We start from the raw sequence: 22,232 nt of genomic DNA on the forward strand, positions 1-22,232 counted from the left end.
GTTCAGACCTCCAGGAAGCGGGTGATGGCGTCGGCGGGGTCGCCGTGCGTCACGAGGGCTTCGCCCACGAGCACGACGTCGGCACCCGAGCGACGGTAGTGCGCGACGTCGTCAGGAGACGAGACGGCCGACTCGGCGACACGGGTGACGCCCGCCGGGATCGAGTCGGACAGTCGGCCGAACAGGTCCCGGTCGAGTTCGAAGGTCGTCAGGTCGCGTGCGTTGACGCCGAGGACCGTCGCACCTGCGTCGAGCCCTCGGGACACCTCGTCGGCCGAGTGCGCCTCGATCAGGGCCGTCATGCCGAGCTGTCGTGCGAGGTCGTGCAGCTCGACGAGGCGAGGCTGCTCGAGGCCTGCCACGATCAGGAGGACGAGGTCTGCGCCGGCCGCCCGGGCTTCGAAGACCTGATAGGCGTCCGCGATGAAGTCCTTGCGGAGGACGGGCACGTCGACGGCAGCGCGCACCGCCTCGAGGTCGGCGAGGGAGCCCTTGAACTTGCGCCCCTCGGTGAGGACGCTGATCGCGCTGGCGCCACCGGTCGCGTAGGAGCGGGCCAACGACGCCGGGTCGGCGATGGTCGAGAGATGACCCCGTGACGGACTCGCGCGCTTCACCTCGGCGATGACCTTGACCCGGTCGGCCGGAGCGAGGGCGGCCCGAGCGTCGAGGGCGGGCTCACGAGAAAGCGCCGCCGCCTCGACGGCGGCGAACGGAAGGGACTCGCGGCGTGCCGCGGCGTCGGCCACGGCACCCGCGTACAGGTCGTCGAGCACCTAGTTGTGGGCCTTCGGCACGTAGCGGTGACCGCCGACGCCGTAGCCGGCCTTCTTGAGCACGAGACCTACGACGAGTCCGACGACCACGAGGCCCGCGGACGCCCAGACGATCCAGGGCACGTCGAGGAAGAAGGCCAGGGTGCCGATGGCGAAGCCGACCAGCATGATGACGACAGCCGTCCAGGCCGCGGGCGAGTTGCCGTGGCCCAGGTCGTCGGCCGTCTCGGTGTCGTGGCCCTTCGAGCCGGAGTCGACCTTCGCCGGGGCGTTCTTCAGGGGCGCGTCGCCACCGGAGGGGGTGCTCGTCGTGTTCGTGCTCACAGTGCTCCTTGGATCTGGTCGGTTCGAGGGCCGAGTCTACCCGGTGCGGTCCTGCTCGGTGGGGCCCGACCCGCCCTCGTCGCGGCGCGAGGGGGCGTCGGTCGGGTCCTCCCCGCCCGAGAGGGCGTCCCAGGCGGCGGCCGGGTCGGCAGTCGGGTCCGCCACGACGAGGCGCGTCGCGGAGTACTTGCGTGTGGCCTGCGGCCAGGCACCCGAGAGGAGCACGGTGGTGATCCCGAGCAGCGCGGCGAGCACGCCGGCGGCGAGCCCGAGCCAGGGCCAGGCCGTCGGCTCGACCGACGAGACGATGCCGCGGATCGAGTCGGTGCCGTCGACGCCCGTGGCCGTGGTCACGGCGCTGCCCGACGCGCGTACGGGGTCGGCCAGGGCCGTCGCCGTCGTCACGACCACGCTGGCTCCGAGCGCCACCTGCAGCGCCCCCAGGACCACCCGGAACACGCGACCGGCGATCGTGAGTGCGCCGAAGAGCGCGAGGCTGGCCAGCGACAGGGCGGACAAGGGTGCTCCTGCGACGTCGCCGGCGACGTCGAGCGGCAGGTCACCGCCCTGGGGCGACGCCACGACGACGTGGAACCAGTCCTGGGTCCAGGACAGCAGGGCCAGGCCTGCGAACACGATGCCTGACAGGATCGTCGTGAGCTTCAGGCGTCGAGCCGTCATCAGCGAAGCCGTGTCATGGCGTTGGCGACCGCGACGGCGCGCAAGGGGGCCGCGGCCTTGTTGCGCGCCTCCTGGTTCTCGGCGACGGGGTCGCTGTCGGCGACGAGTCCTGCGCCTGCCTGGACACGGGCCACGCCGTCCTGCAACAGGACCGTGCGGATCGCGATCGCGACGTCGGCCGAACCGGCGAAGTCGAAGTAGCCGACCACTCCCCCGTAGACGCCGCGCTGGGCCGGTTCGAGCTCGTCGATGATCTCGAGGGCCCGGGGCTTGGGGGCACCCGACAGCGTGCCGGCCGGGAACGTGGCCCGGAAGGCGTCGATGGCGTCCCTGCCGGGGGCGAGGTCGCCCTCGACGCTCGACACGAGGTGCATGATGTGGCTGAACCGTTCGACCTGCATGAACTCGGTGACCTCGACGGTGCCGGGCGTGCACACCTTGAGCAGGTCGTTGCGGGCCAGGTCGACCAGCATGAGGTGCTCCGCGCGCTCTTTCTCGTCCGCCGCGAGCTCGTCGGCGTAGCGCTGGTCCTCGTCGGGCGAGGCGCCTCGAGGCTTCGAACCCGCGATGGGATGCGTGTAGGCACGGCGTCCGTCGACCTTGACCAACGCTTCGGGTGAGGAGCCGACGATCGTGTAGGGCCGACCCTGGACGTCGTCCAGTGTCACGAGATACATGTAGGGACTCGGGTTGAGCGTCCGCAGCACCCGGTAGACGTCGAGGGGTTCGGCCGTGACCTCGTGGTCGAAACGCTGGGAGATCACGACCTGGAAGACGTCGCCGTCGTGGATGAACTGTTTCGACCGATCGATCGCGTGCGCGTACTCGGCGTCGCTGGAGCGTCGGGTGGGCGTCGCCTCGATCGTCAGGTCGACGTCGGACAGGAACGCCTCGCTCGGGGCGGCGAGCCGGGACTGCAGGTCGTCGAGGCGGGACTGTGCGTCGGACCAGAGATCGTCGGGCGCGTCGGTGCCGTCGTTCAGCGCGGTCGCGACGAGCAGGACGGCACCGGTCCGGTGGTCGAGGGCCACGAGTTCGGAGACGAAGCTGAGGGCCTGCGAGGGCACGGTGAACTCGGCCGGTGGTACGTCGGGCAGGTGCTCGAGCTCGCGGACGGCCTCCCAGCCGATGAAACCGACGAGCCCGCCGGTGAGGGGCGGCATCCCGTCGATGCGCGGGGTGGCCCATCGGTGGTGCAGGGCGGAGAGCACCTCGAGAGGGCGACCCGTGGCGTCGCCCAGGGCCCGCCCGCGGTCGATGCCGTAGTCGATCCAACGGGCCTCGCCGCCGTCCGTCGTGAGCACGCCGAAGGACGAGACGCCGACGAACGACCACCGTGACCAGATGCCGCCCTGAGCCGCCGATTCGAGGAGGAAGCTGCCGGGCCTGCCGTCGGCGAGCTTGCGGTACACGCCGACCGGGGTCTCGCCGTCGGCGAACAGGTCGCGGACGACGGGCACGACGCGGTGGCCGGCCAGCCGCTCGTCGAACTGGGCCCGGGTCGTGGAGGTGCGGACAGGAGCGTCAGGCACGGGGACCTCCGGTCGGGCCGTCGGAACCGGAAGACCCGGACGAGGAGGCGGTGGCCGGTTCGAGCGGGTCGACCTCGAAACACGAGTGGGAACCCGTGTGGCAGGCCGCGCCGATCTGCTCGACCGTGACCAGTAGCACGTCGTCGTCGCAGTCGAGGGCGGCGGCGCGGACGAACTGCGCGTGACCGGACGAGTCGCCCTTCCGCCAGTACTCCTGCCGGGAGCGGGACCAGAACGTGACGCGTCCCTCGGTGAGCGTGCGACGGAGCGCCTCGGCGTCCATCCAGCCCATCATGAGCACGTCCTTCGTGCCCTCTTGCTGGATGATGGCGGGCAGCAGGCCCGACGCGTCGAACCGGGCACGGGAGACGACGGGCTCGACCGTCTCGCGCGTCAGCTGGTCGGTCATGATGTGCTCCTCGGTGCGGTGCGGTGCGGTGCGGTGCGGTGTCGGGTGGTGGTCTGCGTTCTCGGTGGAGGGTGACCGGCCACCTCAGCGGACGACGGCTCCTGACCGCGCCAGCTCGTCCTTGACCTGGCCGACGGTGAGTTCGCCGTTGTGGAAGACCGACGCCGCGAGCACGGCGTCGGCGCCCGCTTCGATGGCGGGGGCGAAGTGCTCGAGCCGACCCGCGCCTCCGGACGCGACGACCGGGACACGACTGAGCTCACGCATGGCGCGGACGAGTTCGAGGTCGAAGCCCTGTTTGGTGCCGTCGGCGTCGATCGAGTTGACGAGCAGTTCGCCCGCCCCGCGTTCGACGGCCTCACGAGCCCAGTCGAGGGCGTCCAGGGTCGTCTCGGTGCGGCCGCCGTGGGTCGTGACGACGAAGCCCGACGCGGTCACGGTCGACCGCTTGACGTCGAGCGAGAGAACGACCGCCTGGGCTCCGAAGCGGTCGGCGATCTCGCCGATGAGGTCGGGTCGGGCGATGGCCGCGCTGTTGACGCCGATCTTGTCGGCCCCGGCCGCCTGCAGGCGAGCGACGTCGTCGGTGCTGCGCACACCGCCGCCGACGGTCAGCGGGATGAAGACCTGCTCGGCCGTGGCTCGGACGACGTCGTAGGTGGTCGACCGTTCGTCGACCGTGGCCGTCACGTCGAGGAAGGTGATCTCGTCCGCACCTTGCTCGTAGTAGGTGCGGGCCAGTTCGACCGGGTCGCCCGCGTCACGCAGGTCGAGGAAGTTGACGCCCTTCACCACGCGACCGGCGGCCACGTCGAGGCACGGGATGACCCGGACGGCGAGGGACGGGGCGACGGCGGTCGCGTCGTCGGCGGGCACGGCTACAGCCTCGCGGCGTGGATCGGGCTGACCAGGATGGCCCGGGCGCCGAGGTCGTAGAGGGCGTCCATCACCTGGTTCGTGTCGGCCCGCGGGACCATGACCCGGACCGCGGCCCAGTCGCGATCGTGCAGCGGCGACACGGTGGGTGATTCCATACCGCCGGCGACGGCCGTGGCGGCGTCGAGCCTGTCGACGGGGACGTCGTAGTCCATCAGGACGTACTGACGGGCGACGAGGACGCCCTGCAGGCGCCGGTGGAGGACGGCGAGACCGTCGACCTCGGCGTCGGAGGAGATGAGGACGGCGGTGGACTCGAGGATGACCGGCCCGAAGATCTCGAGCCCGGCGGCGCGCAGGGTGGCGCCCGTCGACACGACGTCGGCGACGGCGTCGGCGACACCCAGTTGGACGGCGCTCTCGACGGCACCGTCGAGGGGTACGAGGGTCGCGGTCACTCCGTGGCTCTCGAGGAACGAGCCGACGAGCCCCGCGTAGCTCGTCGCGACCCGGGTGCCCTGCAGCTGTCGCAGATCGGCGAAGCGACCGGGAGGGCCCGCGAAGCGGAAGGTCGAACCGCCGAAGTCGAGGGGCGCGACCTCATGGGCCGGCGAGTGCGAGTCGAGCAGCAGGTCTCGGCCCGTGATACCGACGTCGAGGGCGCCCGATCCGACGTACGTGGCGATGTCGCGCGGGCGGAGGTAGAAGAACTCGACGCCGTTGCGAGGGTCTTCGACGTGGAGGGTCTTGGGGTCTCGACGACCGGTGTAGCCGGCTTCGGCGAGCATGGCGGAGGCGGTCTCGCTGAGCGAGCCCTTGTTGGGCACTGCGACGCGGAGCATGGGTTTCTCTGTCTGCTGGGGCGCCGCGTGGGCGGCGTGACGAACGGGAGTGACGGAGGCCGACTCAGAGATGTCGGTAGACGTCGGCCGGGGTGATGCCCTTGGCGATCATCATGACCTGCACGTGGTAAATGAGCTGGGAGATCTCTTCGGCGGTCGCGACGTCGCCCTCGTACTCGGCGGCCATCCAGACCTCGGCGGCCTCTTCGACGATCTTCTTGCCGATCTGGTGCATGCCGGCGTCGAGCTCGGCCACGGTGCCCGACCCGTCGGGCCGGTCGCGGGCCTTGTCGCTGAGCTCGAGGTACAGGTCGTCGAAGGATTTCACGACGTCAAGGCTACCGTCGCGGCGGCCGCCCGGAGTGCAGCGATGTTGTCGACGGGCGACCCGCTGTACACGGCGGACCCGGCGACGACGGTGTCGGCACCGTTCTCGACGGCGGTGACGATGGTCTCGGTCGTGATGCCGCCGTCGACCTCGAGCCAGACGTCGAGTCCGGAGGCGCGCACGGCGTCACGGGCTCGGGCCAGCTTCGCCATCGTCTCGGGCATGAAGGACTGCCCGCCGAACCCCGGCTCGACGGTCATGACGAGGATCATGTCGTACGCGTCGAGGGTCTGCAGGTAGGGCTCGAGGTCGGTGCCGGGCTTGACGGCGACGGAGGCGCGGGCACCGTTGCTGCGGATGGCGCGCGCCGTCGAGACGGGGTCGGCCGCGGCCTCGGCCGAGAAGGTCACCGAGAAGGCACCCGTCTCGGCGTAGCGGGGCGCCCAACGATCGGCGTCGTCGATCATGAGGTGCAGGTCGAGCGGCACCGGGCTGACCTCGCCGAGACGCTGCACGACGGGCAGGCCGAGCGTGAGGTTGGGCACGAAGTGGCCGTCCATGACGTCGACGTGCACGAGGTCGGCGTCGGCGATGCGCTGAAGGTCACGTTCGAGGTTGGCGAAGTCGGCCGAGAGGATGCTGGGGCTGATGCGGATCGACACGGGACGAGCCTACCGTCCGGCGCGTTTCTCGATCAGGGCGACGAACATGGCGTCCGTCCCGTGGCGGTGGGGCCAGAGCTGGACGAACGGCGCCGACGCGAGGTCGACGGGCCGACCGGCGATGCCGTCGACGCCGGCCGTGGCGTCGAGCAGGACGAAGTCGTCACCACGGCCTCGGAGCCCCGTCTCGACGATGCCACGGGTCTCGGCCGTGTGGGGCGAGCAGGTCACGTAGGCGAGGACTCCCCCGGGCGCCAACGCGTCCAACGCGCTGGCGAACAGGCGTGACTGCAGGGCCGTCAGCTGTCCGACGTCGGCCGGCTGCTTGCGCCACCGGGCCTCCGGCCGCCGTCGCAGCGCGCCGAGACCGGTGCAGGGCGCGTCGAGGAGGATGCGGTCGAAGCCTTCGGGCTGCTCCGCCCCGAACCTGGTGGCATCCCCTTCGAGCACCTCGACGTCGCCGGGAACGGCCTCGAGGGCCTGCCGGACGAGGCCCGCTCGGGCCGGGACGAGTTCGTTGGCGACGAGGTGGGCACCGACCCGGGCGGCTTCGGCACCCAGCAGGGCGGCCTTCCCGCCCGGGCCCGCGCACATGTCGAGCCAGCGTTCTCCGGCCTGGGCGGGCCGGTGACGGCTGAGCAGCAGCGCCGCGAGCTGCGACCCCTCGTCCTGAACGCGGGCGCGACCCTCACGGACGGCCGTCTGCTGGGCCGGATCACCCCCGCCGCTGGTCGCGGCGAGGGGCGAGAGGCGCCCGCTCGGGGCCCCGAGCTCGGAGACCTCGGCGAGCCCGGGAAGGGCTACGAGGCTGACCTTGGGGGCATCGTTGTCGGCCGACAGCAGATCGACGAGCTCGTCCTCTCGGCCCTCGGCGGCCAACGAGCGGCGGAACGCCCGCACCACCCAGGCGGGGTGCGACCATTCGGCCGCCAGACGGTCGTCGTCGCCGGTCGTGCCGGCCAGGACGCGATCGCGCCACTCGTCGGGCGTCGACCTCGAGATGGTGCGGAGCACGCCGTTCACGAAACCCGTGCCCGAGCGGCTGCCCACCTGACGCGCGAGCTCGACGCTCTCGTCGACGGCGGCATGGACCGCCACCCGCGTGGAGAGCAATTGGTGCGCGCCGAGTCGCAGGACGTCGAGGAGCGCGGGGTCGATCGCGTCGGTCCCCCGGCGGGCGGCCAGCGAGATGACGCGGTCGTAGTACCCCCGGAGGCGCAGGGTGCCGTAGGTCAGTTCGGTCGCGAGCCCTGCGTCCTGGGCCCCGAGGCGGGCCCGGACGATGCGTTGCGGGAGCAGCAGGTTCGCGTACGCGTCGTCGTGCTCGACGGCCCGGAGGACGTCGAGGGCGACCTGGCGGGCGGGTTGGACTCGGCTCATGAGGTGCTCTTCGTGTCGATGGCGGGGTCTGCGGCGGTGTCGGCCGGGGCGGCAGAGGTGGGTACGGTCACGCGACGGTCCACGCCGGCGGGCAGCCCTCGCCACCAGTCGGCTGCAGGCATCTCCTTCTTGCCGGCCGGTTGCACCCGGACGAGCTCGACCGGCGAGGAAGCCGTGCCCAACAGCAGACGGCGGCCGCGGGACTCGAGGCGACCGGCCTCGAGAGGCGCCTCGTCCCCCGACGTCACCCGCGCCTCCGTGATCTTGAGGCCGACGCCGTCGAGGTCGACGCGGGCACCGGGTTCGGGCGTCACGCCGCGGAAACGGCTGATCAGCTCGGCCGCCGATCGGGAGGCGTCGAGAACCCCGTCGGCGAGGGTCAGCTTGGGGGCGAGCGTGACCTCGCCGGTCTGGGGTCTCGGCACGGCCGTGCCGTCGGCGAGGCGGGCGACGACGTCGACCAGTAGGGCGGACCCGGTCTGCGCCAGCTCGGCGAGGAGTGACCCGGCGGTCTCGGTGCCGTCGAGGGGACGCTCGAGGGTGCCGTAGACGTCACCGGCGTCGAGCTCGGGGACGAGCTGGAACACCGCCGCGCCCGTCACGGCGTCGCCCGCCATGAGCGATCGCTGAACGGGTGCCGCACCACGCCAGGCGGGAAGCAGGGAGAAGTGCAGGTTGATCCAGCCGAGCCGGGGCGCCCCGAGCAGGGGCTCACGCAACAGGGCCCCGTAGGCGACGACGACGCCGAGGTCGGCCTCGAGCGTCGAGAGCTCGGCCGTGACCTCGGGCGTGATGCGCCGGGCCTTGACGACGCGGAGGCCGAGGCGGTCGGCCTCGACCGCGACCGGTGTGGGGGTGAGGACGCGCTTCCGCCCCTGGGGGGTGTCGTCGCGGGTCAGCACGGCGACGACCTCGTGCGGGCCGTCGGCCAGGGCGGTGAGCGAGGGGACGGCAGCTGCTGGGCTGCCGGCGAAGACGAGGCGCATGGGGTTCCTGGTGGTTCAGTCGGCGAACGGCTCGACGTCGTCGAACCGCACTCTGAGTGTAGGGACGGCCCGTGCCCGCTTCTGACCGAGGGCCTTGCGACGGTCGGTCGCCGCTCGGATGACCTGCGAGCGCAGGGCGAGGGCCACGTCATGACCGCGCGCGTAGTCGAAACGGACGATGGCCCTCACCCCCGCCGGATCGACGTCGACCGGGCCGAGGGTCTCGGTGCGGACCTCGTCGGGGAGGTCGTCGAGTGCGCGCGCGACGGTCTCGACCGCGCCGGTCACGGTGGCCACGCGGACGGCCGGCGGGAAGCGCAGGACGCGACGGTCGGCGAGCTCGGCGGAGACGAAGCGGGCGAGCTCCCACGTGGCGAGGGCGGAAGCGATCGCCCCGCCCACGCCCACCAGGACGACCGGCGCGCGCCGTGCCGCGAGTGCCGTGGCGTTCGCCCACCAGCGCAGGCAGTCCTCGGCGACGCGGAGGCTCTCTCTGGCGAGCATGCGTTCGCCGTCGAGCAGCAGGACCGCCCGGTAGCCACCGGGCGCGACCGGCTCCGCACCGCGAGTCGCGACGACGATCGCCGGGGCATCGTCGACGTGGGTCAGAGCCCGGGCACCGTCCGACACGATGATCCGGACGCCGGGGAACGCCTTGCCGAGCTCGTCGGCCGTCCGCGACGCGCCCGTGCCGACGGCACGCATGCGGGTGCCTTCGCAGGTGCGGCAGTGCCACGAGACGGCGAGGGCGCCGCACCAGGCGCACGACGGGGTCGCGCCTCGCTCGCGCTGCTGGAGCGGTCCGTTGCAGCGGAGGCACCGCGCCGTGTCGCCACAGTCGACGCATGCCAACCGGGGCGAGTAGCCCGGCGAGGCGACCTGGATCAGCACCGGCCCGTGCTCGACGGCCGCCCGGGCCTCGGCGTAGGCCGAGGACGGGATGCGGGCCTGAGCGGCGAAGCCGTCGGAGGCGGCCTGCCGGACGGTGGGCACGACTCTGGGCTGGTAGCGGGGATCGGGACGGACCTCGGCGAGGAAGCCGATCTCGACGAGGCGCTGCACGTCGGTGCTGCGGGAGTGCCCGAGGAAGACGAGCGCGCTCTCTTGCTGGGTCTGCCGGAGCAGCGCGGTGTCGCGGGCGTGCACGTAGGGCGCGAGGGGTTCGCTGAAAGACGGGTCGCCGTCGTCGAACACCACGATGACGCCGAGGCGTGTCGACGGCGCGAGGAGGACGGACCGGTTGCCGACGACGACCACGGGCTCGTCGCCCCGGGCGCGGAGCAGCGCCCGATAGCGGTCGGCGTTGGACTGCCGGGAGTCGAGCCGCACGACGCGGTCGGGCGGGAGGACGGCCGCGAGGGCCTGGAGCACGTGTTCTTCGTCGCGGTAGTCGGGGACGGCGACGACGGCGTTGTCACCGGCCGCCAGCGAGACGGCGGCGAGCTGTGCGGCTGTCAGTGCCCAGTGCCCGACCCACGATCCGTCCGGCAGCTCGACGAGCAGTGGGACGGCATCGACCGCCGCCCGACCCCGAGCCGCCACGAGCCCGGCGAGGTCGGTGGACCGGTAGCCCACGACGACCGGCACGGGCCCGTGGTCCTCGACGCTCGGGTCGACGTCCGTCGGTGACGTGGACGGGTCGACGACCTCCGGGTGCCGAGGGGACGCGTTCTCGGCGCCCGCCAGGTGTGCCTTCTCGACCCGGACCTGGCGCGGAGGCACGGCCAATCGGACGACGTCGCTGGCCGACCCGCCGGCCCGGTCGGCCAGGGCCCGGGCGAGTCTCCACACCTCGGGCGCCAGGACGGACACGGTCGACACGACGTCGTCGATCTCGCTCAGGTCGCCGCCGTGCTCGGACGACGAGGCCGTCTCGACGACGAACCCGTCGGCGATGCGCCCGGCCGAACGGAGGGGCACCCTGACGCGGATTCCGGGTGTGATCTGCTCGCGCAGTCGCTCGGGCACCGCGTAGTCGAACAACCGGTCCAGCTGCGGCAGGGGTGACTCGACCATCACCCGGACGACGCGCGGGCCGCCCCCGACGGGCGTGTCGGCGACCGCCGGCACGGTCAGAGCCCGGCGGCGGCCCGGAGGGCGTCGACGCGGTCGAGCGCCTCCCAGGTGAAGTCGGGCAGATCACGACCGAAGTGGCCGTAGGTCGACGTCGCCGAGTAGATCGGTCGGAGGAGGTCGAGGTCGCGGATGATGGCCGCCGGGCGGAGGTCGAACACCGTTTCGATGGCGGCTGTGATGGCGTCGTCGCCGACGTGCCCCGTGCCGAAGGTCTCGACGTAGAGGCCGACGGGCGCGGCCCGCCCGATGGCGTAGGCGACCTGGAGTTCGAGTCGGTCGGCGAGCCCGGCGGCGACGGCGTTCTTGGCCACCCAGCGCATGGCGTACGCGGCGGAGCGGTCGACCTTCGAGGGGTCCTTGCCCGAGAACGCGCCCCCACCGTGACGGCTCGCGCCGCCGTAGGTGTCGACGATGATCTTTCGGCCGGTCAGACCGGCGTCACCCTGGGGCCCACCGATCTCGAATCGGCCCGTCGGGTTGATGATGAACCGGGTGTGGGTGGACGACAGGCCCGCCTCGTCGAGGATGGGTCGGATGACGTGCTCGATGACGTCGGACTCGAGCTGCTCGCTCGAGACGGCGGGCGAGTGCTGCGTGGACAGGACGACGGTGTCGACCGTTTTGGGCACGACTCCGTCGTAGCCGACCGTCACCTGCGTCTTGCCGTCGGGTCGCAGGTAGTCGAGGGTGCCCGACTTGCGCACGGCCGCCAGGCGCTCGGCCAGGCGGTGCGCGAGCCAGACGGGGAGCGGCATGTACTGGGGAGTCTCGTTGGTGGCATAGCCGAACATGATGCCCTGGTCGCCCGCGCCCTGTCGGTTCAGCAGGTCGTCGTCGCCTCCGCGCGCCTCGAGTGCCGTGTCGACGCCCTGGGCGATGTCGGGAGACTGCGACCCGATCGACACCTCGACACCGCACGTGCGGCCGTCGAAGCTCACCGCCGACGAGTCGTACCCGATACCGACGATGAGGTCGCGCACGATCGTGGGGATGTCGACGTAGCCCTTGGTGGTGACCTCGCCCGCGACGTGGACGAGACCCGTCGTGACCATCGTCTCGACCGCGACGCGACTGGCGGGGTCGACGGCGAGCAGCGCGTCGAGGATGCCGTCCGAGATCTGGTCGCAGATCTTGTCGGGGTGGCCCTCGGTGACCGACTCGGACGTGAACAATCGCAGGGAGGTCGGTGGCGTCGTGGCGGTGTCGCTCGTCGTGTCGGTCAGGGTCACGGTGTTCCTCTGGGTGTCGTTCGGGGGTGCGGACGCGATGAGGCCCCGCGGGATGGACTCCCGGGGGCCTCGTCAGATGATATGACCGACCACCGTCAGAGGGGCTGGTCGTGTCGCCTCGCTACTCGGCAGGAGTCGCGAGCGGCTTCACCTCGAGCTTGTCCTCGTTGATCTCGTGCATGGCGACCGAGAGGGGCTTGTCGTCGATCGAGCTGTCGACGAGGGGGCCCACGTTGTCGAACAGGCTGCCCTCGTGCAGGTCGGCGTAGTAGTCGTTGATCTGGCGGGCGCGCTTGGAGGCGAAGATGACGAGCGCGTACTTCGACTCGACCTTCGACAGCAGCTCGTCGATGGGGGGATCGATGATGCCCTGGTTCTTGTCGGCCATTGGTTGCTCCTCGTGTCGATGGGGGTCGGTGCCTACACCGCTCGGGACGAGCGTGGGCACCAAGATCGGGGCGCGGGTCACGCGCGGGTGCGACCCGGTTCGGGCGCAGTCATCAATTCTACGACCTCACGGGCCGCTTCGGCCACGTCGTGGTTCACGACACGCGCGTCGAACTCGTCCTGGGCGGCCAGTTCGACCTTCGCGGTCTCGAGTCGCCGCTGCTGTTCGGTGGCGTCCTCGGTGCCCCGACCGATGAGCCGACGGACCAGTTCGTCCCAGGTCGGGGGCAGCAGGAAGACCAGTACGGCCTCGGGCATCGCGGCCCGGACGAGTCGGGCTCCCTGCAGGTCGATCTCGAGCAGCACGCTGCGGCCCTCGTTCAATGCGGCGTCCAACGGGGGGCGGGGCGTGCCGTAGCGGTACGAGTTGTGCACCGTGGCGTACTCGAGCAGTTCGCGGTCGCGGATCATCCGGTCGAACTCCGCGTCGTCCACGAAGTAGTAGTGGACCCCGTCGACCTCGCCGGGCCGTGGGGCACGGGTCGTCGCCGACACGCTGAGGTGCACGTCGGGGTAGTTCTCGCGGATGTAGGTCGAGACGGTGCCCTTGCCCACGGCCGTGGGGCCCGCCAGGACGACGAGTCGGGATCGGAGCCGCCCCTTGGCCTCGCGCGCGGCCAGCCAGTCGCCGAGGAGGCGACGTTGCCTGACGCCGAGCCCGCCGACCCGCTTGGACTCGGCGATGCCGAGCTCGGTCATGATCCGTGCCACGCGGGTCGGCCCGATACCCGGGATGCTCGTGAGCAGTTCGCGAACCCTCAGTGACCCCTCGGGGCTCGTGGGTTCGCCGGCCCATGCGGCCTCGGCGACGTCGAGTGCACTGCGGGTCCGCGCAGCGACGGCGTTCTTGACGGCGGCGCGACCACGTCGCGCCGCCACGGCGGCTCGGGCCGCCGCGGCTCGGTCGACGGGAGGCGGGGTCAGACGAGGCACGAACGCACCTCGTCGGCATCACGACGGACCGCGTCGGCGAAGCCTGCCGGACCCGCCGAGAGGAGGGCACGGGAGGCAGAGACCAGCACCGCTCCGGCGGCGGGGCCGAAGAGTCGGGGCAGGTCGGTGTACGTCGCGCCCTGGTGGCCGAACCCCGGGGCGAGTACCGGTGTCGTCGTGAGCCGCGCGGCGTCGATGCCGTAGTCGTCGAGGTCGACGGTCGCGCCGAGCACGAGGCCGACGCTGCCGAACGAGGCGTCGCCCGCCGTCTGGTTGTCATGGAGCACGTCATCGACGATACCGCTCGCGACGGTGCCCTCCGCGCCGTGGACGTCGGTCCGCACGGCCGTCTGGGTCGCCAGCGCCTCGGCGTTGGACGTCGCGGCGAGCACGAAGACGCCGGCGCCGACGGCCCGTGCCCGTGTCACCAGGCCGCCCATGGAGTCGAAGCCGAGATAGGGAGAGACGGTCAGGGCGTCGACCCGCAACGGCGACGAACCGTCGAACCAGGCGTCGCCGTAGCCGTCCATCGTTGAGCCGATGTCGCCCCGTTTCGCGTCGCCGATCTGTAGCAGGCCCCGCTCGCGTCCGGCCTCGAGGACGTCCTCGAGGGCCGCGAATCCCGCCGAGCCCCAGCGCTCGAAGAACGCGACCTGCGGTTTGACGATCGTCGCCGAGCCGACCAGGCCGTCGACGACGCGCAGGCCGAACTCGCGCACACCCGAGGCGTCGACCGGGAGGCCCCACAGGTCGAGGAGGTGGGGATGGGGATCGATGCCGACGCAGAGGGGTCCGGTCGCGGCGAACGCCGCAGCGAGCCGGTCCCCGAACGACGAGGTCACCGTCGGGCCGCCCGGGCGAGACCGTAGTCCTGCAGGCTCGTCACTTCGAGGTCGCTCTGCACGGCCTCGATCGAGGCGACCGCCGCGCCGAGCTGGGCGATCGTCGTGAAGAGCGCCTTGTCAGCGGCGACCGTCGCCGCGCGGATCTCGTAGCCGTCGGCCCGAGCGCTCGACCCGCTCGGGGTGTTGATCACGATGTCGACCTCGTCGGCGTTGATCAGGTCGACGACCGAGTGGCCCCCGGCGCTGAACTTGTCGACGGTGTCGGCGTGGATGCCGTTGCGCACGAGGACGGTGGCCGTCCCCTCTGTCGCCAGGATGCGGAATCCGAGTTGCTGGAGCCGCAGCACCGGCAACACGATCGCCCGCTTGTCGCGGTCGGCGACGCTGACGAAGACGGTCCCCGAGGTCGGGAGTCCGCCGTAGGCGGCCGTCTGGCTCTTCGCGAAGGCTCGGGGGAAGTCGCGGTCGATGCCCATGACCTCACCGGTCGAGCGCATCTCGGGGCTGAGGACGCTGTCGACGACCTGGCCCTCTTTCGTACGGAACCGTTTGAAGGGCAGCACGGCCTCCTTCACCGAGATCGGCGAGTCGAGGGGGACGTCCGAGCCGTCCTGCCGGGGCAGCAGGCCGCTCTCGACCAGATCGCGCACGCTGTGACCGACCATGATCAGCGAGGCGGCCTTGGCCAGCGGGATACCGAGCGCCTTCGACACGAACGGCACCGTGCGGCTCGCCCGGGGGTTCGCCTCGATGACGTACAGGACGCCTGCTGCGATCGCGAACTGCACGTTGAGCAGACCGGACACGCCGATGCCCTTCGCGATGGCGAGGGTCGCGTCGCGGACACGATCGATCTCACCCTTCCCGAGCGTGACGGGCGGCAGGGTGCAACTCGAGTCGCCGGAGTGGATGCCGGCCTCCTCGATGTGCTCCATGATGCCTCCGACGTACAGCTCGGTCCCGTCGTAGAGCGCGTCGACGTCGATCTCGACGGCGTCGTCCAAGAAGCGGTCCACCAGCAAGGGCGCATCGGGGCCGATGATGGCCTGATCCGCGACCCGTTCGAAGTAGTCGGCGAGCGAGGGGCTGTCGTAGACGATCTCCATACCGCGCCCGCCGAGGACGTACGACGGTCGGACCAGTACCGGGTAGCCGATCTCTTCGGCGACCGCGACCGCGCTGTCGTAGTCGGTCGCCGTACCGTTGCGCGGTGCGAGAAGGCCGGCCGCGTCGAGGATGCCTTGGAACAGGCCTCGTTCTTCGGCAGAGTCGATCGCGTCGGGTGTCGTGCCGAGGATCGGCACACCGGCGGCCTCGAGCCCCTTCGACAGGCCGAGAGCCGTCTGGCCGCCGAGCTGCACGACGACGCCGACGAGTTCACCACTGGCGCTCTCGGCGTGGATGACCTCGAGGACGTCCTCGAGGGTGAGCGGCTCGAAGTACAGCCGATCGCTCGTGTCGTAGTCGGTCGAGACGGTCTCGGGGTTGCAGTTGATCATGATCGTCTCGAACCCTGCGTCGCTCAGGGCGAAGCTGGCGTGCACGCACGAGTAGTCGAACTCGACGCCCTGACCGATGCGGTTCGGCCCCGAGCCGAGGATGATCACCTTGCGGCGGCCGCTGGCCACGACCTCGGTCTCGGTGTCGTAGCTCGAGTAGTGGTAAGGCGTCAGGGCGGGGAACTCCCCCGCGCAGGTGTCGACGGTCTTGAAGACGGGGCGCACGTCGAGCGCGTGGCGATGATCGCGCACCTGCTGCTCGGAGAGGCCGCGCAACTGGCCGATCTGGTCGTCGCTGAACCCGTGGTCCTTCGCCAGCACGAGGGTTTCGGCGTCGAGCTCGGCGGCCGAGGCGACCTGCTCGGCGACCTCGTTGATCAGCACGATCTGGTCGACGAACCAAGGATCGATCTTCGTGGCGTCGAAGACCTGCTCGGCGGTGGCGCCGGCCCGCAGGGCCTGCTGGACGGTGACGATGCGACCGTCGGTGGGCGTCGCCGACAACGCGAGCAGCGCCTCCTGGTCTCCGGGTTCGCCCTGCCAGTGGAAGCTCGACCCGCGCTTCTCGAGCGACCGGAGCGACTTCTGCAGCGCCTGGGTGAAGTTGCGGCCGAGGGCCATCGCCTCTCCGACGCTCTTCATCGTCGTGGTGAGCGTCGTGTCCGCCGCCGGGAACTTCTCGAACGCGAACCGGGGCACCTTGACGACGACGTAGTCGAGCGTCGGTTCGAAGGAGGCGGGGGTCACCTTCGTGATGTCGTTGGGGATCTCGTCGAGACGGTACCCGAGGGCCAGCTTCGCCGCGATCTTGGCGATCGGGAAGCCGGTCGCCTTGGACGCGAGTGCGCTGGAGCGCGACACGCGGGGGTTCATCTCGATGACGATGACGCGGCCGTCCGCCGGGTCCACTGCGAACTGGATGTTGCAGCCTCCGGTGTCGACACCGACGCGACGGATGATGTCGATGCTGATGTCGCGCAGGTTCTGGTACTCGCGGTCGGTCAGGGTGAGCGCGGGCGCGACGGTGATGGAGTCGCCGGTATGGACGCCGACCGGGTCGACGTTCTCGATCGAGCAGACCACGACCGTGTTGTCGGCCGTGTCGCGCATCATCTCGAGCTCGTACTCCTTCCAACCGAGGATGCTCTCTTCGAGCAGGACCTCGGTGGTGGGGCTCTGGTGCAGGCCGTCGGTGACCATGCGGACGAGTTCGTCTCGGGTATACGCGAAGCCCGACCCGAGCCCGCCCATGGTGAACGAGGGGCGGATGACCAAGGGGTACCCGAGATCCTCGGCGTACTCGACGGCTTGGTCGACCGTCGTGGCGATGTAGGACTTGGCGACGTCGGCACCGGACTCGAGCACGAGCTTCTTGAAGAGCTGGCGGTCCTCGCCCTTCTGGATGGCCTCGACCTTGGCGCCGATCAGTTCGACGCCGTGCTTGGCGAGGATGCCTTCCTCATCGAGGGCGATGGCGGCGTTGAGGGCCGTCTGCCCGCCGAGGGTGGGCAGGATCGCGTCGGGACGCTCCTTGACGATGATCGCCTCGAGCACCTCGGAGGTGATGGGCTCGATGTACGTGGCGTCGGCGAAGTCGGGGTCGGTCATGATGGTGGCCGGGTTCGGGTTCACGAGGATGACCCGGACGCCCTCTTCGCGCAGCACGCGGCAGGCCTGGGTGCCCGAGTAGTCGAACTCGGCCGCCTGGCCGATGACGATCGGCCCGGAGCCGATCACGAGGACGGAGTTGATGTCGTCACGCTTGGGCATCAGTTGCTGCTTTCGATGTCGGAGCCGAAGTCGACGGCCTGGCCGTTCGTGCGGGCGACGACCGCCTCGCGGAAGCGGTCGAAGAGGTGGTTGCTGTCGTGCGGGCCCGCGGCGGCCTCGGGGTGGTACTGCACGGAGAACGCCGGGATGTCGAGTGCGCGGAGGCCCTCGACGACCTGGTCGTTCAGGCTGTAGTGGCTGACCTCCACCCGGCCGAACCCGGCCGGTGAGTCGAGCACGCCGTCGATGGGCGCGTCGACCGCGAAGCCGTGGTTCTGGCTGGTGATCTCGACCTTGTTCGTGGTCTTGTCGAGCACCGGCTGGTTGATGCCGCGGTGGCCGAAGGGCAGCTTGTACGTGCCGAAGCCCAGTGCCCGACCGAACAGCTGGTTGCCGAAGCAGATGCCGAAGTACGGCAGACCGTCGCGCAGGGCGCCCTGCAGCAGTTCGACCTGCGAGTCGCTGGCCGCCGGGTCGCCCGGACCGTTCGAGTAGAAGAGCGCGTCGGGGGCGAGGGCGCGGAGCTCGTCGAGGGTCGTCGACTGCGGCAGCACGTGCACCTCGAAGCCGCGCTGCGCGAGGTACCGCAGGGTCGAGGTCTTGACACCCAGGTCGAGCACGGCGACGGAGCCGATGCGGTCGCCCTCGGCTTGCAGCACGTATGGCTCGACCGTGGACACCTGGCTCGAGAGGTTGAGGCCGCGCATGTCGGCCCCGGCGGTCACGAGGGCGAGCTGCTCGTCGGGGTCGAGCCCGGCGTCCGGCCCGCTGAATACCCCACCCTTCATCGAGCCGACCTCGCGTAGACGGCGCGTGACGGCGCGGGTGTCGATTCCGCGGATGCCGACGATGCCGTCGGCGACCAGCTGGACGTCGAGGCTGCCCTGTGCCCGGTGGTTCGAGACCACGCGGCTGGCATCACGCACGACGTAGCCGGCGACCCAGATGCGGCGCGACTCGGGATCGGTGTCGTTCACGCCCGTGTTGCCGATGTGCGGCGCGGTCATGACGACGATCTGCCCGGCGTACGAGGGGTCGGTCAGGGTCTCCTGGTAGCCGGTCATGCCGGTCGCGAAGACGACCTCGCCGAGTGTGCGTCCGACGGCGCCGTAGGCGCGACCCGAGTACCGGGTGCCGTCGGCGAGGACCAGCACGGCCCTGTCGGTGGTGGAGGCGTCAGTCAATGGTCTTCTCCTTGGTGGTGCCGGCCCCGGGGGCCGTGGGGACGAGGGGGCGGATCGCGGCGACGACGGGTGCCGGGTCGTCGGTGATGCGCAGGTAGGTGTCGAGGTCGACGTCGCCGAGGCGCCAGCCGACGAGGACGAGGCCGTCTCGCTCGACGACGCGGTCGATGGTCCAGGTCGCGCGGTCGACGCCACGCAACGAGGAGGCGCGGATCAGCAGGGCCGGTTCGCCTGCGATCTCGAGGCGCACGCCCTCGGCGTGGACGGACACGATCGCCCGGGCGCGGAACCCGAGGCCGTGGACCACGACGCGGTCGAGCGGGTCGCCGCCTCGTGACGTCGCCACGTAGAACGCGTCGACCGCCACGATCGGCTCGGACAGGTCGTCCGGCGCACGGTCGGGGGCCGGGATGTCGGACTGACGGCGACCGCGGGCCCGCCAGGACCGGGCCATCGACCCGATCAACAGTCCGACGCCGACGAGGATGAGCGCGGCGATGATCCACTGGCTCATCGGGCGGTCGTCCCCTCGGCGGCCGCGAGGGCGGCGGCGGCGGTGTCGACGAGCCGGGCGGCATGGGCGACGACCTCGCTGTCGACGACGTGGCCGTCGACCACGGTCGCGTAGCCGTGGTGGAAGGTCGCCCGCACCTGACCGGGCAGGACGCGTCCGAGGTAGGGCGAGTTGCGGCTCTTCCCCGCGAGGTGCTCGGTCGAGAACGTGCGGGTCACCCCTCGATCGTAGAGCGTGAGCTCGGCGGGCTCGCCTAGGGCGAGGGGACGCCCGTGCCCGGCCACCTGGCCGATGGCGGCCGGGGTGATCGACATCACGCGGGCCACGTCGGCCCAGCCGATCAGCCCCGTGTCGACCATGGTGTGGTGCACGACCGACAGGGCCGATTCGAGACCGACCATGCCGTTCGCGGCGGCGTCCCACTCGCAGCATTTCGCCTCGGAGGTGTGCGGGGCGTGGTCCGTGGCGACGACGTCGATCGTGCCGTCGGCCAGGGCGGCACGCAACGCCTCGACGTCTTCGGAGCGACGGAGTGGGGGATTCACCTTGTAGCGCGAGTCGTAGCCCGAGACCAGGTCTTCGGTCAACAGGAGGTGGTGCGGCGTCACCTCGGCCGTGACCTCGATGCCGCGCGACTTGGCCCAGCGGATCACCTCGACGCTGCCCGCCGTCGACACGTGGCACACGTGCAGTCGGGCGCCGACGTGGTCGGCGAGCAGCACGTCACGGGCGATGATCGCCTCTTCGGCGACCGCCGGCCAGCCGCCCAGGCCGAGCTCGGCCGAGAGCGCGCCCTCGTTCATCTGTGCGCCTTCGGTCAGCCGGGGCTCTTGCGCGTGCTGGGCGAGGACTCCCCCGAATCCTTTGATGTACTCGAGGGCCCGGCGCATCAGCAGCGGGTCGGCGACGCAGGATCCGTCGTCGGAGAAGACCCGGACGGCGGCCCTCGAGTGGGCCATGGCGCCGATCTCGGAGAGGTGGGTGCCCTCCAGGCCTCGGCTGACGGCACCGATCGGGCGGACGGTCACGAAGCCGGCGCGCTCCCCCAGCGCCTGCACCTGTTCGACGACCCCCGCGGTGTCGGCCACGGGCGAGGAGTTGGCCATGGCGTTGACGGCGGTGTAGCCCCCGGCGGCCGCGGCGCGCGAGCCCGTCAGGACGGTCTCGCTGCCCTCGCCCCCGGGCTCGCGCAGGTGCGTGTGCAGGTCGACGAGCCCGGGCAGCAGCAGCAGCCCGTCCGCGTCGGTGACCGTCGCGCCCGCGGCGGTCAGGCCGGTGCCGAGCTCGACGACGACTCCGTCGCGGACGAGGACGTCCGTCCTGCTGCCGTCGGCGGTCTCGGCGCCTCGGATGAGATGGGTGATGGTCACGATGCGTCCTCTCGGTCGCCGGCGAGGGTGAGGTAGAGCACGGCCATGCGGACGGCCACGCCGTTCGTGACCTGCTCGCGGACCGTCGACCGCGGCGAGTCGGCCGCCTCGTCGCTGATCTCGAGCCCACGGTTCATCGGGCCGGGGTGCATGACGATGGTCGACTGCGGCAGCGACCGGAAACGCGAGGCGCCCAGACCCCACGACCGGGCGTACTCTCGCGGATTCGGGAAGAACGCGTCGTTCATGCGCTCCTGCTGGATGCGCAGCATCATGACGACGTCGGGACGCACCTCGGCGAGGGCGAGATCGAGGTCGTAGCGGACGGCTACCCCGAACCGGCTGACGTCGACCGGGACGAGCGTGGGAGGCGCGACCACCGTCACGTGGGCACCGAGCGTCCTGAGCAGCCACGCGTTGGAGCGGGCGACCCGCGAATGCAGGATGTCGCCCACGATCATCACCTCGACCCCGTCGAGGTCGCGTCCTCGGCTCGCTGCCCCGTGGACGCGGCGGCGGATCGTGAACGCGTCGAGCAACGCCTGCGTGGGGTGCTCGTGGGTCCCGTCGCCGGCGTTGACGATGCCGGCGTCCACCCAGCCGCTGTCGGCGAGCACGCGAGGGGCACCGCTCGACGGGTGACGGATCACGATGCCGTCGGCCCCCATGGCGGCGAGCGTCTGGGCCGTGTCTTTGAGGGACTCCCCCTTCGAGACGCTCGACCCCTTGGCCGCGAAGTTGATGACGTCGGCGCTGAGGCGTTTGGCCGCGGCCTCGAACGAGATCCGGGTGCGCGTGCTGTCCTCGTAGAAGAGGTTGACGACCGTGATGCCGCGCAGCGTCGGGAGCTTGCGCACCTCGCGGGTGGCGACGTCGGCCATGTCCTCGGCCACGTCGAGCACGCGGATCGCGTCGTCTCGCGAGAGGTCGGCCGTGCTGAGCAGGTGCCTCATCGGTCCGCCCCCGGGATGGTGACGGGGGCCGCATGGCCGCGCGCGCCTCCTTCGACCGCCCCGTCGTCGATCGCGACGAGCTCGTCGTCGTCGACGCCGTGCAGTCGGACGAAGATGCGCTCGACGGCCGAGGTGGGCAGGTTCTTGCCCACGAAGTCGGCGCGGATGGGCAACTCGCGGTGGCCCCGGTCGACGAGCACGGCGAGGCGGACGGCCCGGGGGCGTCCGAGCGAACTGAGCGCGTCGAGCGCTGCGCGGATGGTCCGGCCCGAGTAGAGGACGTCGTCGACCAGGACGACGGTCTTGCCGTCGATGCCGCCGGACGGGACGGAGGTGGGACGGGGCGACCGGGTGGGCTGACGGCGGAGGTCGTCGCGGTACATGGTCACGTCGACCGAACCGACGGGTACGGGACCGCCCGCGATGGACGACAGGGAAGCGGCCAGGCGCTCGGCGAGGACGACGCCCCGCGTCGGGATGCCCAGGACGACGAGGCCGTCGGCACCCTTGTTGGACTCGAGGATCTCGTGCGATATGCGCGTGAGGGCACGCGCGATGTCAGCCTGACTCAGCACGGTACGGGTGCTCAATCGGACCTCCTTCCCCGCCTCTCGGG

General features: G+C 71.2%; 22 protein-coding genes. All 22 read right to left on the reverse strand.

All coding sequences use genetic code 11. The features are described 5' to 3' along the window. Positions 1-2: 2 nt before the first annotated feature. The 22 genes from trpC to pyrR all read right to left on the reverse strand — a co-directional run bounded on the left by trpC (position 3) and on the right by pyrR (position 22,206). Positions 3-776: an indole-3-glycerol phosphate synthase TrpC gene (trpC, locus tag EDF50_RS02240; RefSeq protein ID WP_123517799.1), complete on the reverse strand. Its 774-nt coding sequence runs from the start codon at positions 774-776 to the stop codon at positions 3-5. Next, entirely contained in the window at positions 777-989 is a 213-nt protein-coding gene (locus tag EDF50_RS02245) for a DUF6704 family protein (RefSeq protein ID WP_199738605.1), read from the reverse strand. It abuts the gene before it with no gap. Between the two features lie 147 nt (positions 990-1,136). Next, the gene (locus EDF50_RS02250; protein ID WP_123517800.1) at positions 1,137-1,781 is read right to left on the reverse strand and encodes a Trp biosynthesis-associated membrane protein; all 645 of its coding nucleotides are present in this window, start codon (positions 1,779-1,781) and stop codon (positions 1,137-1,139) included. Next, a complete protein-coding gene (locus tag EDF50_RS02255; protein WP_123517802.1) occupies positions 1,781-3,313 on the reverse strand; it encodes an anthranilate synthase component I in 1,533 nt (510 codons plus the stop codon). The genes EDF50_RS02250 and EDF50_RS02255 overlap by 1 nt, the downstream gene beginning before the upstream one ends. Further along, complete coding sequence (gene hisI, locus EDF50_RS02260) at positions 3,306-3,722, reverse strand: phosphoribosyl-AMP cyclohydrolase (RefSeq protein ID WP_123517804.1); 417 nt, start codon at positions 3,720-3,722, stop codon at positions 3,306-3,308. Before hisI ends, EDF50_RS02255 begins: the two co-directional genes overlap by 8 nt. Before the next feature lie 84 nt (positions 3,723-3,806). Beyond that, entirely contained in the window at positions 3,807-4,598 is a 792-nt protein-coding gene (gene hisF, locus EDF50_RS02265) for an imidazole glycerol phosphate synthase subunit HisF (RefSeq protein ID WP_123517805.1), read from the reverse strand. A gap of 2 nt (positions 4,599-4,600) precedes the next feature. Then, entirely contained in the window at positions 4,601-5,440 is an 840-nt protein-coding gene (hisG, locus tag EDF50_RS02270; RefSeq protein WP_123517806.1) for an ATP phosphoribosyltransferase, read from the reverse strand. Between the two features lie 64 nt (positions 5,441-5,504). Continuing rightward, positions 5,505-5,768 carry a phosphoribosyl-ATP diphosphatase gene (locus EDF50_RS02275; RefSeq protein ID WP_123517808.1) on the reverse strand — a complete coding sequence of 88 codons (264 nt, stop codon included), beginning with the start codon at positions 5,766-5,768 and terminating at the stop codon, positions 5,505-5,507. Beyond that, positions 5,765-6,430: a ribulose-phosphate 3-epimerase gene (rpe, locus tag EDF50_RS02280; protein WP_123517810.1), complete on the reverse strand. Its 666-nt coding sequence runs from the start codon at positions 6,428-6,430 to the stop codon at positions 5,765-5,767. The genes EDF50_RS02275 and rpe overlap by 4 nt, the downstream gene beginning before the upstream one ends. Positions 6,431-6,439: 9 nt before the next feature. Next, complete coding sequence (locus EDF50_RS02285) at positions 6,440-7,810, reverse strand: RsmB/NOP family class I SAM-dependent RNA methyltransferase (protein ID WP_123517811.1); 1,371 nt, start codon at positions 7,808-7,810, stop codon at positions 6,440-6,442. Continuing rightward, positions 7,807-8,796, reverse strand: coding sequence for a methionyl-tRNA formyltransferase (gene fmt / locus EDF50_RS02290; protein ID WP_123517813.1), 990 nt, complete (start codon positions 8,794-8,796; stop codon positions 7,807-7,809). Before fmt ends, EDF50_RS02285 begins: the two co-directional genes overlap by 4 nt. A gap of 15 nt (positions 8,797-8,811) precedes the next feature. Next, positions 8,812-10,866, reverse strand: a complete 2,055-nt coding sequence (locus EDF50_RS02295) for a primosomal protein N' (protein ID WP_233570268.1) — start codon at positions 10,864-10,866, stop codon at positions 8,812-8,814. A gap of 2 nt (positions 10,867-10,868) precedes the next feature. Beyond that, positions 10,869-12,095: a methionine adenosyltransferase gene (gene metK / locus EDF50_RS02300; protein WP_370453964.1), complete on the reverse strand. Its 1,227-nt coding sequence runs from the start codon at positions 12,093-12,095 to the stop codon at positions 10,869-10,871. A gap of 127 nt (positions 12,096-12,222) precedes the next feature. After that, entirely contained in the window at positions 12,223-12,489 is a 267-nt protein-coding gene (rpoZ, locus tag EDF50_RS02305) for a DNA-directed RNA polymerase subunit omega (protein WP_123517814.1), read from the reverse strand. Positions 12,490-12,566: 77 nt separating this feature from the next. Further along, the gene (gene gmk, locus EDF50_RS02310; protein ID WP_123517816.1) at positions 12,567-13,481 is read right to left on the reverse strand and encodes a guanylate kinase; all 915 of its coding nucleotides are present in this window, start codon (positions 13,479-13,481) and stop codon (positions 12,567-12,569) included. Further along, positions 13,469-14,323, reverse strand: coding sequence for an orotidine-5'-phosphate decarboxylase (gene pyrF, locus EDF50_RS02315; protein ID WP_123517818.1), 855 nt, complete (start codon positions 14,321-14,323; stop codon positions 13,469-13,471). Before pyrF ends, gmk begins: the two co-directional genes overlap by 13 nt. Further along, positions 14,320-17,595, reverse strand: a complete 3,276-nt coding sequence (gene carB, locus EDF50_RS02320) for a carbamoyl-phosphate synthase large subunit (protein ID WP_123517819.1) — start codon at positions 17,593-17,595, stop codon at positions 14,320-14,322. The genes pyrF and carB overlap by 4 nt, the downstream gene beginning before the upstream one ends. Continuing rightward, complete coding sequence (gene carA / locus EDF50_RS02325; RefSeq protein WP_123517821.1) at positions 17,595-18,779, reverse strand: glutamine-hydrolyzing carbamoyl-phosphate synthase small subunit; 1,185 nt, start codon at positions 18,777-18,779, stop codon at positions 17,595-17,597. Before carA ends, carB begins: the two co-directional genes overlap by 1 nt. After that, positions 18,772-19,293 carry a hypothetical protein gene (locus tag EDF50_RS02330; RefSeq protein WP_123517822.1) on the reverse strand — a complete coding sequence of 174 codons (522 nt, stop codon included), beginning with the start codon at positions 19,291-19,293 and terminating at the stop codon, positions 18,772-18,774. The genes carA and EDF50_RS02330 overlap by 8 nt, the downstream gene beginning before the upstream one ends. After that, positions 19,290-20,663 (reverse strand): dihydroorotase, encoded by a 1,374-nt coding sequence (locus EDF50_RS16900; RefSeq protein WP_370453953.1) that lies wholly within the window; start codon positions 20,661-20,663, stop codon positions 19,290-19,292. The genes EDF50_RS02330 and EDF50_RS16900 overlap by 4 nt, the downstream gene beginning before the upstream one ends. Continuing rightward, positions 20,660-21,616 (reverse strand): aspartate carbamoyltransferase catalytic subunit, encoded by a 957-nt coding sequence (locus tag EDF50_RS16905; RefSeq protein WP_233570269.1) that lies wholly within the window; start codon positions 21,614-21,616, stop codon positions 20,660-20,662. The genes EDF50_RS16900 and EDF50_RS16905 overlap by 4 nt, the downstream gene beginning before the upstream one ends. After that, positions 21,613-22,206 carry a bifunctional pyr operon transcriptional regulator/uracil phosphoribosyltransferase PyrR gene (gene pyrR, locus EDF50_RS02340; RefSeq protein ID WP_123517824.1) on the reverse strand — a complete coding sequence of 198 codons (594 nt, stop codon included), beginning with the start codon at positions 22,204-22,206 and terminating at the stop codon, positions 21,613-21,615. Before pyrR ends, EDF50_RS16905 begins: the two co-directional genes overlap by 4 nt. Between the last annotated feature and the right edge of the window lie 26 nt (positions 22,207-22,232).

Source organism: Frigoribacterium sp. PhB24, from assembly GCF_003755185.1.
GTDB lineage: Bacteria > Actinomycetota > Actinomycetes > Actinomycetales > Microbacteriaceae > Frigoribacterium.

Excerpts from the sequence above, each read along its gene's own strand:
- EDF50_RS02250 (WP_123517800.1), bottom strand. The coding sequence starts at position 1,781 with ATGACGGCTCGACGCCTGAAGCTCACGACGATCCTGTCAGGCATCGTG.
- hisG (WP_123517806.1), bottom strand. The coding sequence starts at position 5,440 with ATGCTCCGCGTCGCAGTGCCCAACAAGGGCTCGCTCAGCGAGACCGCC.
- EDF50_RS02285 (WP_123517811.1), bottom strand. The coding sequence starts at position 7,810 with ATGAGCCGAGTCCAACCCGCCCGCCAGGTCGCCCTCGACGTCCTCCGG.
- rpoZ (WP_123517814.1), bottom strand. The coding sequence starts at position 12,489 with ATGGCCGACAAGAACCAGGGCATCATCGATCCCCCCATCGACGAGCTG.
- fmt (WP_123517813.1), bottom strand. The coding sequence starts at position 8,796 with ATGCGCCTCGTCTTCGCCGGCAGCCCAGCAGCTGCCGTCCCCTCGCTC.
- EDF50_RS16905 (WP_233570269.1), bottom strand. The coding sequence starts at position 21,616 with ATGAGGCACCTGCTCAGCACGGCCGACCTCTCGCGAGACGACGCGATC.
- hisI (WP_123517804.1), bottom strand. The coding sequence starts at position 3,722 with ATGACCGACCAGCTGACGCGCGAGACGGTCGAGCCCGTCGTCTCCCGT.
- carB (WP_123517819.1), bottom strand. The coding sequence starts at position 17,595 with ATGCCCAAGCGTGACGACATCAACTCCGTCCTCGTGATCGGCTCCGGG.
- EDF50_RS02330 (WP_123517822.1), bottom strand. The coding sequence starts at position 19,293 with ATGAGCCAGTGGATCATCGCCGCGCTCATCCTCGTCGGCGTCGGACTG.